This window comes from Colwellia marinimaniae (assembly GCF_002207865.1).
Lineage (GTDB): Bacteria > Pseudomonadota > Gammaproteobacteria > Enterobacterales > Alteromonadaceae > Colwellia > Colwellia marinimaniae.
Map to the genome: position 1 here is coordinate 70,805 of NZ_BDQM01000007.1, position 13,242 is coordinate 84,046.

The 13,242-nt window shown below is 39.5% G+C and carries 17 protein-coding genes; 13 read left to right on the forward strand and 4 right to left on the reverse strand.

Annotated elements, in window-relative coordinates; all coding sequences use genetic code 11:
* Nucleotides 1-100: 100 nt before the first annotated feature.
* Nucleotides 101-1,228, reverse strand: a complete 1,128-nt coding sequence (locus MTCD1_RS06250; protein ID WP_057179806.1) for an efflux RND transporter periplasmic adaptor subunit — start codon at nucleotides 1,226-1,228, stop codon at nucleotides 101-103.
* Nucleotides 1,229-1,639: 411 nt separating this feature from the next.
* Here MTCD1_RS06250 and MTCD1_RS06255 point away from each other — a divergent pair, with 411 nt between their 5' ends.
* The gene (locus MTCD1_RS06255) at nucleotides 1,640-1,918 is read left to right on the forward strand and encodes a hypothetical protein (RefSeq protein WP_057179805.1); all 279 of its coding nucleotides are present in this window, start codon (nucleotides 1,640-1,642) and stop codon (nucleotides 1,916-1,918) included.
* A gap of 32 nt (nucleotides 1,919-1,950) precedes the next feature.
* Here MTCD1_RS06255 and MTCD1_RS06260 read toward each other — a convergent pair whose 3' ends face one another.
* Both MTCD1_RS06260 and MTCD1_RS06265 read right to left on the reverse strand, forming a co-directional pair.
* On the reverse strand, nucleotides 1,951-2,607 hold the full coding sequence (locus MTCD1_RS06260) for a 3-oxoacid CoA-transferase subunit B (protein WP_057179804.1): 657 nt from the start codon (nucleotides 2,605-2,607) through the stop codon (nucleotides 1,951-1,953).
* A 2-nt stretch (nucleotides 2,608-2,609) separates the two neighbouring features.
* The gene (locus tag MTCD1_RS06265; RefSeq protein ID WP_057179803.1) at nucleotides 2,610-3,317 is read right to left on the reverse strand and encodes a CoA transferase subunit A; all 708 of its coding nucleotides are present in this window, start codon (nucleotides 3,315-3,317) and stop codon (nucleotides 2,610-2,612) included.
* Between the two features lie 174 nt (nucleotides 3,318-3,491).
* On the opposite strand from MTCD1_RS06265, the gene MTCD1_RS06270 reads away from it, so the two are divergent.
* The 12 genes from MTCD1_RS06270 (at nucleotide 3,492) to MTCD1_RS06320 (ending at nucleotide 12,125) form a co-directional block, all read left to right on the forward strand.
* Nucleotides 3,492-4,418 carry a LysR family transcriptional regulator gene (locus tag MTCD1_RS06270; RefSeq protein WP_057179802.1) on the forward strand — a complete coding sequence of 309 codons (927 nt, stop codon included), beginning with the start codon at nucleotides 3,492-3,494 and terminating at the stop codon, nucleotides 4,416-4,418.
* Nucleotides 4,419-4,634: 216 nt separating this feature from the next.
* Nucleotides 4,635-5,417: a 3-hydroxybutyrate dehydrogenase gene (locus MTCD1_RS06275; RefSeq protein ID WP_057179801.1), complete on the forward strand. Its 783-nt coding sequence runs from the start codon at nucleotides 4,635-4,637 to the stop codon at nucleotides 5,415-5,417.
* 129 nt (nucleotides 5,418-5,546) lie between these two features.
* A complete protein-coding gene (locus MTCD1_RS06280) occupies nucleotides 5,547-6,731 on the forward strand; it encodes a thiolase family protein (protein ID WP_057179800.1) in 1,185 nt (394 codons plus the stop codon).
* Nucleotides 6,732-6,778: 47 nt separating this feature from the next.
* The gene (locus MTCD1_RS06285) at nucleotides 6,779-7,156 is read left to right on the forward strand and encodes a carboxymuconolactone decarboxylase family protein (RefSeq protein ID WP_057179854.1); all 378 of its coding nucleotides are present in this window, start codon (nucleotides 6,779-6,781) and stop codon (nucleotides 7,154-7,156) included.
* Nucleotides 7,157-7,493: 337 nt separating this feature from the next.
* Nucleotides 7,494-7,832, forward strand: coding sequence for an alpha/beta hydrolase family protein (locus MTCD1_RS06290; protein WP_231732959.1), 339 nt, complete (start codon nucleotides 7,494-7,496; stop codon nucleotides 7,830-7,832).
* Nucleotides 7,833-7,986: 154 nt separating this feature from the next.
* Nucleotides 7,987-8,145, forward strand: coding sequence for a hypothetical protein (locus tag MTCD1_RS22575; protein WP_307188497.1), 159 nt, complete (start codon nucleotides 7,987-7,989; stop codon nucleotides 8,143-8,145).
* 65 nt (nucleotides 8,146-8,210) lie between these two features.
* Nucleotides 8,211-8,516 carry a hypothetical protein gene (locus tag MTCD1_RS22580; protein WP_307188498.1) on the forward strand — a complete coding sequence of 102 codons (306 nt, stop codon included), beginning with the start codon at nucleotides 8,211-8,213 and terminating at the stop codon, nucleotides 8,514-8,516.
* A 347-nt stretch (nucleotides 8,517-8,863) separates the two neighbouring features.
* The gene (locus MTCD1_RS06300; RefSeq protein ID WP_057179798.1) at nucleotides 8,864-9,838 is read left to right on the forward strand and encodes a CsgG/HfaB family protein; all 975 of its coding nucleotides are present in this window, start codon (nucleotides 8,864-8,866) and stop codon (nucleotides 9,836-9,838) included.
* Between the two features lie 18 nt (nucleotides 9,839-9,856).
* The gene (locus MTCD1_RS06305; protein ID WP_057179797.1) at nucleotides 9,857-10,174 is read left to right on the forward strand and encodes a hypothetical protein; all 318 of its coding nucleotides are present in this window, start codon (nucleotides 9,857-9,859) and stop codon (nucleotides 10,172-10,174) included.
* A 28-nt stretch (nucleotides 10,175-10,202) separates the two neighbouring features.
* A complete protein-coding gene (locus MTCD1_RS06310; protein WP_057179796.1) occupies nucleotides 10,203-10,553 on the forward strand; it encodes a DUF4810 domain-containing protein in 351 nt (116 codons plus the stop codon).
* 6 nt (nucleotides 10,554-10,559) lie between these two features.
* Nucleotides 10,560-11,258, forward strand: coding sequence for a DUF799 domain-containing protein (locus tag MTCD1_RS06315; protein WP_057179795.1), 699 nt, complete (start codon nucleotides 10,560-10,562; stop codon nucleotides 11,256-11,258).
* A 291-nt stretch (nucleotides 11,259-11,549) separates the two neighbouring features.
* A complete protein-coding gene (locus MTCD1_RS06320; RefSeq protein WP_057179794.1) occupies nucleotides 11,550-12,125 on the forward strand; it encodes a DNA-J related domain-containing protein in 576 nt (191 codons plus the stop codon).
* A 124-nt stretch (nucleotides 12,126-12,249) separates the two neighbouring features.
* On the opposite strand, the gene MTCD1_RS06325 is transcribed toward MTCD1_RS06320, so the two are convergent.
* Entirely contained in the window at nucleotides 12,250-12,852 is a 603-nt protein-coding gene (locus tag MTCD1_RS06325) for a hypothetical protein (protein WP_057179793.1), read from the reverse strand.
* Between the last annotated feature and the right edge of the window lie 390 nt (nucleotides 12,853-13,242).

The following is a 13,242-nucleotide window of genomic DNA, read 5'->3' on the forward strand; positions in this document are numbered from 1 at the left end:
TAATTAACAAGGCAATAAAAATTATTAAAATGGTGGCTACCGGGTGTTTGGCAACCACAAAGAATAAGCTATCAATCAAAATATTCATGCTACTGACTCTCTATTTAGTCGCTATTACGATTACTGTATCTGTTTCGATTAACTCTTCATCATTGAAACTATCTTCTGCGCTAGGTTTGGCATTTAATATTTCAACCAAGGCGTTTGCTTTGAGATTATGTTGACCGTTAACCACGACACTATCACCTTCATGTAACTGACCACTTATCTCGGTCAGTTGCTCTTGCACAAAACCTTTGTTGATTAACACTTCTACGGCTTTATTATCCTTTACTAAGTAAATTTTACTTTGGTTATCAAGGGTAATGATGGCATCCGTTGGAATAGTTAAGGTATCTTTATGGGTAGCAAAAGTCAGGGCGATTTGTGCAAACATACCTGGCTTTAATTGCAACTCGTCATTAGCTAAAGACAAAATCACCTTGAAAGTACCACTGCGGCTGTCGATAACCGGAGAAATTGAGCGCACTTGCGCAATAAATTGTTGCCCTTGTCGAGCACTAAAGTTTAATAAGGCCTGTTGCCCTAATTTCACATAGCTCAGCTTATGTTCCGGTAAATAAACCACAGCTTGTAAACTTGATGGATCAACAATATGGAATAATTTTTGATAGCCCTGGGTAAAGTGACCCGTTTTAATAAGGCGCTGGGAAATATAACCTGAAATGGGCGCAACAATTTGACTGTCCAGCAAATCTAGGACGGCTAACTCTCTTGCCGCTATCGCAGCTCTATGCTGATATTTCAATTTATCTAATGCTTGTGCACTCACTAATTGCTTTTCGACCATTAAAGACAAACGCTGCAACTCTTGCTTAACACCGGCAAGTTCTGCTTCCGCTTTATCGAGTGCCAATTGATAACGTCTAGCATCAACTTTAGCCAGCAGTTGACCTTTTTCAACAAAATCACCTTCTTCAACCGTTAGCTCTTCAATAATACCGGTCACGCGGGTGATAATGTCCGCTTCATTACGAGATTCTAATATCGCTGTGGTGTGGAAATTTGATGAAATGTCTTTACGCTCGATACTCACCACCATTACAGGTATGGCAAATTCTGCAACTTTATTATCCTCGTCCTTCGCTTCGGGCTCTGAACACGCGGTTAAAAAGGCGGTTGTCAGCAGTGCTGAAACAAGAAGTGATGTTTTAGAAAAAGTAAGCATGGGATATTTCCGTATTTTTAATAATGCATTAAAAATAGCACAAGCTATGCCAGTTACTCATTTTCCATATGTAACAATAAGTTACATTTAAAAGCACCGATTAACAATTCACTATGTGGTGAAATTGACTAATGAATTAGTGTTTTGCTTAGTTATTGTTGTCAAATTAACTATTTATCCTCGTTCCACGGCAAGAGGCAGGGTTCTGTGGGAATTTAAAAGACTTGAGGGAATTATCATTTGTCGTGCACACAAACTAGCCTTTGAGCCCCAGGCCACGGGACCGAGTAATGTAAATATCGGCAAGACCACAACGGTACAAAAAACAACCTAATTAAAACAATTCTCTACAGTGTTACTGGTTATGATTGCTTAATATCTAATCACTAGCTAAACAGTGAGACCAATATTATGTTACCTACCCTAATACTAGACAAAGACTTAACCGCTGTGACCACTTTTATCGCTGATAGCAGAGAGCAAGACTATAGTCTTGACACCTTATGGGACCAGCTTAACCTTAGCCAACAATATGCGGTATCTAGCCTGGGACAGTTTGGTTACCTACTTACCTATGTGCGGTCACTTGGCAGCAATACCCTAGCAATACTCAAACAAGATAAAAAAATAGCGACGATCAACCAAGCCGGTATTATTAATATTAATCCGGCTATTCATTGTCGTCAGTAGCAGTCGCTCGCCTTTTAACTACACTTGATTAACTAAAACTGCATTTCAGGAATTTCACCACTAATAACAAGTTCACCTTGAGTTAGCTTGATTATTTCGTCCACCGACACTCCAGGCGCACGTTCAAGTAAATGAAACTTACCCGCTTTAATTTCAATAAACGCTAAATCTGTTAATACTTTTTTAATACAGCCCTTACCTGTTAGCGGTAAAGTACAATGACTCAGTAATTTAGCAGCGCCATGTTTTGACGCATGGGTCATGGTGACGATAATATTGTCGGCGCCAGCCACTAAATCCATGGCACCGCCCATCCCCTTAATCAATTTACCTGGGATCATATAAGAAGCAATATTGCCATTAACATCCACTTCAAATGCTCCTAATACCGTTAAATCAACATGGCCACCACGGATCATGGCAAACGATTCGGCGGAATCAAATATTGACGCGCCTGCCACCATAGTCACTGTTTGCTTACCGGCATTAATTAAGTCGGCATCAACTTCTGCCTCGGTTGGAAAAGCGCCCATGCCCAATAAACCATTTTCTGATTGCAGCATTACGTCTATGCCTTGAGGAATGAAGTTTGCCACCCGTGTTGGTATGCCTATGCCTAAATTTACGTAAAAGCCATCTTGTAATTCTAGCGCGACACGTTGTGCTATTTGATCTCTTGTTAAAGCCATGATTATTCTCCTGCAGCTCGTGTAGTACGCTGTTCAATGCGTTTTTCAAAGGTACTTTGAATTAAGCGATTAACATAAATACCCGGCGTATGGATCTCATCAGGGTCGAGTTGCCCTGGTTCCACTATTTCTTCCACCTCAACGACAGTTATTTTCCCTGCGGTTGCCGCCAGAGGATTAAAATTACGCGCAGTTTTTCTAAAGATAAGATTGCCATATCTATCGGCTTTCCACGCTTTAACTAAAGCAAAGTCAGCCACTATCGCCTCTTCTAAGATATAGCTACGGCCATTAAACTGGCGTTCATCTTTACCCTCTGCCACTGGTGTGCCGACACCCGTGGCGGTATAAAAGGCCGGAATACCTGCACCGCCAGCGCGCATTTTTTCGGCAAGAGTTCCTTGAGGGGTCAGCTCAACACTTAGTTCTCCAGACATCATTTGTCGTTCAAATTCAGCATTCTCGCCAACATAGGAAGCAATTATTTTACGAATTTGGCGAGCAGGTAATAACAAACCAAGGCCAAAATCATCAACACCACAGTTATTAGAAATGAGAGTAAGTCCTCGGGTGCCTTTATGCTTTATTTCACTGATTAAATTTTCTGGAATACCGCAGAGGCCAAAGCCACCGGAAATAATGGTCATATTATCCGTTAATCCTGCCATAGCTTCTTCATAGCTATGAACAACTTTATCAAATCCTGACATCGCTTATTACTTTTCACTTTGGTGAAAAGCCCTGTGTAAGTTTTATGTGTTTAGCAGTTTTAACCAATTGCATGCATTTGTGAAATTGATTAATATTAAGTATTGATAACTTTTACTTATAAATAGTATTTATAAAGTTATTATTAATAATAACTTCTAAAGAGCGTGCTGAGCATGAATATTACCTTAAAACAAATTCGCGCATTTCTTAGTGTCGCGCAAGTAAAGAGCTTTGCCGAAGCTTGTGAGTTACTGCATATTTCACAACCAGCATTAAGTATCACCATCAAGAATTTAGAAGAAACCGTTGGTGGTAAACTCATTGCCAGGTCAACAAGAGTAATGTCGTTAACGCCTGAAGGTGAATTGTTTTTACCGGTAGCCAAACGACTGCTTAGCGACTTTGATAGTGCCCTGGTGGAACTCCATGAAAGCTTTATTTTAAAGCGGGGAAATTTATCTTTTGCCGCTATGCCCTCTTTTGCCAGTACTTTATTACCAAAGCAACTGGTCGATTTCAATAAGCAATATCCGGCAGTAAAAGTGAAAGTTCATGACGTGATTGCCGAAGATGCGATAGCAATGGTGCGCTCTGGCAAAGTAGAGTTTGCCATCAGCTTTGATCCCGGCAACTCGGATGACCTTAATTTCAAGACACTTTTTACCGACAAATTTATTGTCGCCTTTGCCAATAACCACCCACTTAGCCATTCATTAACTGCCCCCATAAAAGAAGGTAAAGCGCCACAATGGCAGCAACTCAGCCAATACCCATTTATAGCCCTGCAAAGACCATCCAGTATTCGCTTACTGCTTGATGAGACCTTAGCCAAACAAGAGATTTTCTTAGATATTGCTTTTGAAGCAAATCAATTGGCGACAGTAGTACAAATGGTGGCTAATAACCTAGGCATTAGTGTTATTCCCTCGCTTTACCAGCAGCAACTCTCGGTGCTAAAGCTTAACTATTGTGAAATAGATGAACCTGCTATAAGCCGCCGGGTCGGCATTATCAGTAAACGCAGACATGTTTTTTCTCATGCTGCCACTCAGTTTTTAAAGGTTATTCAAGAAAATCATAGCCCCACCTCAGCCAAATAGGCTCGACAGAAAAAGATAAATCCCCCCGATTATCCTTTGTATAGCTAACTTCATGGCACTAAGGTAGTAAATCAACTCACCTTTAATTTAGCTAAGGTAAGGCAATAACTTCCGTATGCAGCTCAGGCGAGATGAAAATAATGACTTCAAAGCACGAGCCCTTTTTCAGCATAGGGATATGCTGAGCTTTTTTTAATTTTTATCAAAGGAAACACTATGCTAGCAGGTAAAACAGCACTTATAACCGGCTCAACCAGTGGCATTGGCTTAGCCAGTGCTCATGTACTGGCTGAACAGGGTATTAATTTAGTATTACACGGATTAATGGACAATGATGAAGGTGCCCGCCTTGCGCAAGAATTTAGTGATAAATATCAAATTAAAACCCTATTCGATAACGCCAATTTAATGGACTCTAACGCCATTAGTGCTTTTATGAAACGTGCCATACAAACCATGGGCTCAATTGATATATTGATCAACAATGCTGGTATTCAGCACACCGAAGCAGTGGATACTTTCCCGGAAGACAAATGGCATGCCATCATGGCCATTAACTTAACCGCAGCCTTTCATACCATCCAGCATTCACTAGCCGGTATGAAAGAAAACTCTTGGGGGCGAATTATTAATATAGCTTCAGTACACGGCCTAGTCGCCTCTAAAAATAAAGCCGCTTATTGCGCAGCAAAACATGGCCTTGTCGGGCTGACTAAGGTGGTTGCGCTTGAATGCGCAGAGCATGGTATCACAGCCAATGCCATATGCCCTGGTTGGGTAGATACACCACTTATCAATGAGCAAATCACTGACATTGCTAATAAAGAAAATAGCAGTTTTGAGCAGGCAAAATACCAACTAATTACCGCCAAACAGCCCTTACCTGAAATGATGGACCCTCGTCAAATTGGTGAGTTTATCCTCTTTCTTTGCAGTGATAGCGCGCGCAGTATTACCGGTTCATCATTGCCTATGGATGGTGCATGGACGGCACAGTAATATCCAATAGATAGGCAATGGATAGCCAATATTGAGTAAATAAATTATCTCGCTTTCTTTTAAAGACAGAGGCTAAAGCCTTACTTTGGAAGACACTTGCTAAATTTAATAAATTGAAGAGAAATTCAGATGAGATCAGCAGACCCTATTGTCATTGTCGCTGCCCAACGTACTGCCATCGGCAGTTTTCAAGGCTGCTTTAAAAATGTTTGTGCAACAGATTTAGGCGCAGCAGCCATTAAAAGTGCCCTGATAACTTCAGCGTTAGAGACTAATGATATTGATGAAGTAATTATGGGCTGCGTTTTACCCGCGGGCCTTGGTCAAACGCCCGCAAGACAAGCGGCATTAAAAGCAGGCTTAGCGCAAAAAACCAGTGCCACCACGATTAATAAAGTATGTGGTTCAGGTATTAAAGCCATGATGTTCGCCCATGATCTCATTCAAGCGGGTTCAATGAATATTGTTATCGCTGGCGGTATGGAGAGTATGACTAATGCGCCTTATATGTTAGCCAATGCCAGAGCTGGTTTTCGCATGGGTCACGGTAATATAAATGATCATATGATGATTGATGGTTTAGAGGATGCTTATGAAAATAAAGCCATGGGCTGTTTTGCTCAAATAACGGCTGATGAAAATCACTTAACCCGTGGCGATATGGACAGCTTTGCCATTCACTCATTAGCTAAAGCGACACATGCCATTGAATCTGGTGCCTTTGTCAATGAAATAGCGCCTTTTACAGTCACTAGTCGACGTGGCGATACGCTAGTAGATACTGACGAAGCACCCGCCTTAGTTAATAAAGATAAAATCCCTAGCTTGCGGGCAGTTTTTGCCAAAGATGGCACCATCACCGCTGCCAATGCCTCATCCATTGCAGATGGCGCGGCAGCATTAGTGCTGATGAAGGAATCAACGGCAAGACAAAAAGGGCTCACGCCATTAGCGCGCATTGTTGCTCATGCCAGTTATGCGCAAGCGCCACAGGATTTCACCCTTGCTCCTATTGGTGCTATCAAGGCTTTGTTAACCAAAACACAGTGGCAGCAAGCAGATGTTGACCTATGGGAAATTAACGAAGCCTTTGCCATGGTTACCATGTTGGCAATCAATGAGCTTAATATTGAGCCAAGTAAAGTCAATGTTAATGGCGGCGCCTGTGCCTTAGGTCACCCGCTTGGCGCCAGTGGTGCCCGTATCGTCACCACGTTATTACATGCCCTACTCAATAGAAAGTTGCACAAAGGCGTGGCAAGTTTGTGTATTGGTGGTGGTGAAGCAGTTGCTATCGCTATTGAGGCGCTTTAGTTATGTTAAAAGCAAAAGGATCACCAGAAACTAGGAAAAATGAAGCAATGTCCCATGAAGATACGCCACAAACATCGCCAGGCGAAGCTATCAGAAGAAAAGTCATGGGCGATAGCTTTGTTGATAGCGCCCTGGCTAAAGCCAATGACTTTACTCAGCCAATGCAAGACTATATTAATGATCATGGCTGGGGATCGACTTGGCAACGTCAAGGTTTAGACTTAAAAACCCGCAGCTTGATCACTATTGCCATGTTAACCGCACTAAAAGCACCACAAGAATTAAAAGGTCATATTCGCGGTGCACTCAATAATGGCGCCAGCATTGAAGAAATTAGAGAAGTGCTGCTGCATAGCGCGGTTTATTGTGGCGCGCCCGCAGCGCAAGAAGCCTTTCGCGCAGCACAAGAAGTTTTGTTAAGCTGACAGCTTTACCACCAAGTTAACTATTGGGCTATTTACCTAATTACTGGCTTAGTTAACTTGGTAATTACTCAAACATAAATATTCAAAGATAGAACTTCTCTTAAAACCTGCCCTGAAAACATCTCCTGAAAGTAGCTCAAATTAGCAATGCTCCCCCACAGCAATAATGACAAGCAACGCCAAAAGCTAAAATCAATTATTTTCCTATTCACTTACAGGTACTACTAAGGTGCCACTTCTTTTTAAGATGAAATTGCCTAGAGTATATATTGTGCAAAAAACGCACAAGGATGCTATTCCAATGGATAATTATAATAAATATAAAGCAGGCTTTCTTATGAAAAGATTATTAGCACAGACTGTAAAAACAAAAATTAACCTAATAATAAAACTCTTAACCTTACTATTGATGATACCGCTAAGCGCTTACGGCGGAAGTTGGCAGCAAAACGTCACTATCGGCGGTTTTAATAAGGTCCACATTTACACCCCTGATTCCAGCTCCCCCATAGGCGCTGGCAAGTCACTACTGATAGTGCTTCATGGCTGTGTACAACCGATAGATAATTTCTTAACGGCTAATTTAGAAGCTGCGGCTGAAGTTTACGGCATGGTAATCGCTGTACCAGATGCAATGAACAAGACTGGTTATAGCTGTTTAAAGGTACGGCTATAACCCAGCAGTTTTTACGCGGTGCAACACTCGTAGAGCAATTACCAAAGATGGTTGAAGAGACGGCACTAGTATATAGGCAAAGGTTGACAGATATTAGTTGGTTTATGCGTATTCTTAATGAAAGCATTACTAAACAAGCCAATAAAGAAGATGAATGTACTGGCGTTTTTGGGAAGGCCGTTTTAAATCACAAGCCTTGCTTGATGAAGCCGCGTTAATAGCCTGTATGGCTTATGTTGATTTAAATCCGATTAGAGCTAAGGGAGTAAAACCCCAGAAACATCGAACTACACCAGCATTCAACTGCGAATAAAATCGGCGATTAAGGGTGAAAAAGCGCCACAACTACTGCCATTTATCGCTAACCCAAGAAAGAACATGCCTACAGGTTTACCGTTTGAATTAAGTGACTATATACAATTTCTTGATTTAACCGGCCGCTGTATTCGAGCCGATAAACGCGGTTATATTGACAAAGCTCAACCTGAAATACTCAGCCGCTTAGGCATTAGTGCCCAAAACTGGTTAGTATTAACCACTCAGTTTAGACAATATTTCCATGGTGCGGTAGGTAGAGCGCAAGCACTCACGGATTTTTGTGAACATCAGCACTTAAAAAACGAGCAACAGTGTCAATTTGCCAAAAGTTACTTACTTAATAATCCATATAACTCATCTAAATAAATCACTCACTTAAGGCTAGTTGTGCCTTAAATTGGGTAAAACCACTGTTTTTGTGCATTTATTTGCATACCCTCTTCGTTACCATAAAAATCAAAGTAAAACTCTGCTCAACGGAAATCAGAAACGCTGATTTATTGATATTATGTATTACTTATTTTAAGTGGGTGTCTGCTATTTTAGTTAAATATCGATACCATGCTGGGATTGTTTAAAGAACTAACAATAAAAGCCAAGCTACTGTTGAATGAATTGTTTGAAGTCGTAGATATAAAACACTCATAAATACAGGTAACTTGATTTTTTTTATGCTAATATTCTTTAAATTATTAATGTTATCAAGGGATAAGATGAACATCAACGCGCTATTTCTAGCTGTATCAGTAAGTTTAATATTCACCGGTTGTGCAACGGTTGTAAAAAAAGAAATCCACAAAACGCCTATTCAAACGCCTGCTATAAGTAAAACAATCGCAGCATCTGCCAACCAAACTAAATATCTAAAAAGGAAAGTTGCTATTGGTCGTTTTACCAACGAAACAACCTACGGACAAAGCTTTTTTATTGATAACGATAATAATCGTATTGGTAAACAGGCAATGGATATTCTGTCCTCTAAATTATTTGAAACAGGTAAATTCATCATGCTTGAGCGTGCTGACTTAACCAAAATTGAAAAAGAACTCTCTATGTCCGGTCGTTCAGCACTAAATAATGCAGCTGATTTTTTAATTGTTGGTTCAATTACGGAGTTCGGACGCAAAGAAGTAAGTGACGTAGGCATTTTCTCACGTGTTAAACGTCAAGAAGCCAATGCCACTGTAAACATCCGCATTATTGATGTATCTACAGGTCAAATTATCTATTCAGAAAAAGGTAAAGGCATCGCTTATTCCGAAGCAGGTACTGTATTAGGTGTCGGTGACAAAGCGGCTTATGACAGCTCGTTAAATGACAAAGTAATAGATGTTGCTATTACAAATTTAGCCTCAAATATTATTGAAAACATGTTAGATAAAGCATGGCGCTCTTATATTCTTTCTTATGAAGAAGGTAATTTAATAATCGCTGGTGGTAAGTCTCAAAATATTAAACAAGGATCAACTTTTGAGGTAGTTAAGTCCGGTAAAAAAGTAAAGAACCCACAAACAGGTATGTTTATCACCTTACCTGGTAAAACAATTGCCAAAATTAAAGTTTTAAGCTCATTTGGTGATACACCAGAATCAGAAGTTTCATTCAGTCAAATAATTGAAGGCAACTTGGATACTTATATCAAATCAAATGATTATAACGGTTTGTTTATTCAAGAAATTGTTAAATAACAGCATAAGGACGTTAAAATGAATATTATTCGGACATTATTTGTATTTTCACTACTGGCTATTACATCAGCTTGTAGTAGTTACAATACCTATAGTTCAGGCCAAATGACTGCTGAACCAGTCTCCTATCTTTATTTTTCAGGAAACATTAAAGGCGCTGAAGTTTCTATTGATGGCGCACCATCATTTTTGGTAACCAAAGCAGGTCCTAAACAACAATATAAAGTAACTCCAGGTCAGCATACAATCATAGTTACTAAACAAGGCAAGGTAGTTGTTCAACGTAATGTGTTACTCGGCGATGGCCATGAGAAAGAAATAAACATTCCCAACTAACAATAATTAAAATCGTAAAAGGGTTCACATGAAATTAGTATTAACACTTCTGTTATTTACCGCTGTTTTGAGTGGTTGTAAATCAACACCACCAATGTATATGTATGAAAATTATTCTGAAAGTTTTTATACCCTGAAAAAAGAAAGTGGTCATGAAAGTGATGCCCAATGGCAGAGTTCATTAGAAAGCATTATTAGAAAATCAAATGCGAAAGCGTTAAGAGTACCACCAGGGATTTATGCAAACTTAGGTTATATTCAGTTGAAAGCAAACAATTATCCAAAGGCAATTGAGTTTTTTGAACAAGAAAAGAACATTTACCCTGAATCAATCATATTTATGGATAACTTAATTCAAAAAGCAAAAGTTAAGGGGTAATAAAAAATGAATATTATAAAAAAAATAAAAATTGCACTGCTAACTTTATCTATACTATTTCTTAGCGGCTGTGTAGCCCCAACTTACATAACAAAGGGTGAAGAATTCCCTAAAATGTATCAAGAAAAGCCTCGTTCACTGCTTGTTATGCCGCCTATAAATCTAAGTACCGATGCTGAAGCAAAAGATTATTATGCAACTACAGTTGAAATGCCAATTGCTTTACATGGTTATTATACATTTCCTTATCAACTCACTGCTGATGTATTAAAGCAACAAGGCATTTATGATAGTGAACTTGTTTATAATGTACCGCTAAATAAGTTCCATGAATATTTCGGCGCTGACGCAGTATTATTTACAAAAATTGTTAAGTGGGATACTTCATATACTGTGTTAGCTTCAACACTAACGGTTTCTATCGATGCAGAAATAAAATCAACCAAAACCTCTGAGATTTTATGGCAATACAATGGTACGGTTGTTATAGATTTATCAGTAAATGGTGGAGGAGGAATAGCTGGTTTACTAATTGGTGCAATAGCAACAGCAATCAATACCGCAGCAGCTGATTATACGACTTATGCTAAACAAGCGAATGGACGATTTATTGGTAGTATGCCTGTTGGACCATACCATCCAATGTATATGAAAGATCAACAATTTAAATTATTAAAACAAAGCAAGGTACTTGGTTCAAACTAAATAGGTTAAAATGCACTTAGTGGGCTTCTCGTGATTCGACAAGTCCACTCTGTTGATTAGATAAACGGACAAAATACAGTTAATCCAATTCCTATTTACTTCACATTTCAGTCCGCTATTACTCACAACTTAAGGCGGTAGTTTACCGATAAAAACCTAATCCTCACCACATTTCAACTCAATTGCTTAATGTCCGGTAAGTGGTAATAGCGGCTACTATTTTAACGGTAGCTTATCCTGAGTCTGCTGACAGCGTGGTCTTAGCAGTGAATTGTAAGGGAGCCAAAACCAATGATCAATCCTTTGATTATTTCAATACTGGGATATTTAAGAAAGCAGAACAGTTCCTGCTCACTGGTTGATTTGGTGGCTCTTTGTCAGCAGGACTTTCTTTCACTTATTCTAAGGGATGGCGATCCTCAGCTAGTCATTTTCCAAAAGAATTTTTTTGTTATGAACGCGCTTTATCAAATTCAACGTGATATTCAAGCAGAGGGATTTTCTCTTACAATTTTTCCATTAGAAATCTGTATGATGCCGAATCGCTCTGGAGCTAAAGATACACTGACCACGCGCGACACTGACCTGGCCCGCTACTATTTGGACTGGTCTAATTTGAATAACATCACTGTTGAAGAGGTTGAGACACTCTTTTCTAGTTTTTGGCAAAGATATAGTGCGGTAGATAAGATTGATGCTGCTCTGGCTATCCTAGGGATCGATCATGAGGTGGATTGGTTTGAGATACGTCAGGCTTACCAAAAGAAAATTATCATTAGTCACCCTGATAAAGGCGGCTGTGCAGATGACTTTATCGAAACCCGAGCAGCCTATGAAATTTTAAGATTCAGTTATCATCGAACTTGACGCTAATTTTGTCTTTATTTATCTCAAAAGAAACGTTAGGTGATGTGATGCTACCTTGCCACTGATGACCGTCTATTCTATGAGCATGACCCAGAAATTTACGCTATCGGATTCACTAATTTCGTTAGGCACTAACGGTAATCGTCCGTTGTATTGATGTTTGACTAACACTGACCTCTTTTTCAATCTCTCGTAATGTTAAGCCCTCACCATGTAACTTCATTATCTGTAAATGAATAACCTCGGTAATAACATTAGGAAGGCCAAAAGCAGCAGCATAACCATTTTTACGTTCTTTCTTTTTAGCCGTGAAAGGCCTATTTATTGGTCGTATAGGTTGCCTTTTTTTATCAGCTACTGGTGCCATTGGTGTAATTGGCTCGGGTATTGGTGCTGTTTTCTTATGCTCAATCAATAGCGGTATCGCTTTACTCAGTGCTTTTTCTACCGCGCGAGTAATGATATCTTCAAGTTCATCCGCTGTTAAATTAATGCTGTTGTTTTTTTTCGACCATTTCGCTGCGACATACTGAGACTTTCTAGCTATTTTTTTCTGCGACACCTTTGATAACGCACCGAAAACACGTATTAACTCAGTAGTATCAATTTGTGGTTTACCTAACGTGTCACGTACCATTATTAGCTTGCCGTTAGCTATGTATCGCTGAATTGTTCTTCGTGACTTCTTTACTAGTAATGCGCTATCAGTGATATTGTTAATAGCCATACGACACCTTTTTTAATGTTATTTCACTGCGACATATTAGATGCTTTGCTGAGAGCATAGTCAATACTGGACAAAAGAAAATCAACACTCATTGTTGGCTTCGCTGCTACGAATAAATCACACTCCCCCCTTGGTTTAAAGTACTATTTATACTTCTAGCTATACCGTGCGAAAGTAAGCATTGAATAAACAAGGAGGATAGCGTCCGTTTAAGTATCAAAGTGATAATGAGATTGGATTATTTTAACCGATGAATGAGGTCGGCTTTGTGGTAGTAATGAATATTGTGTAAAACAACTCAAGCTCATTTTGTAACTGAAACATCGGCTATAATGCCTATTCATAAAGATGAGGAAAAAACAGACTAATATAACCAGAGTGACTTTAAGC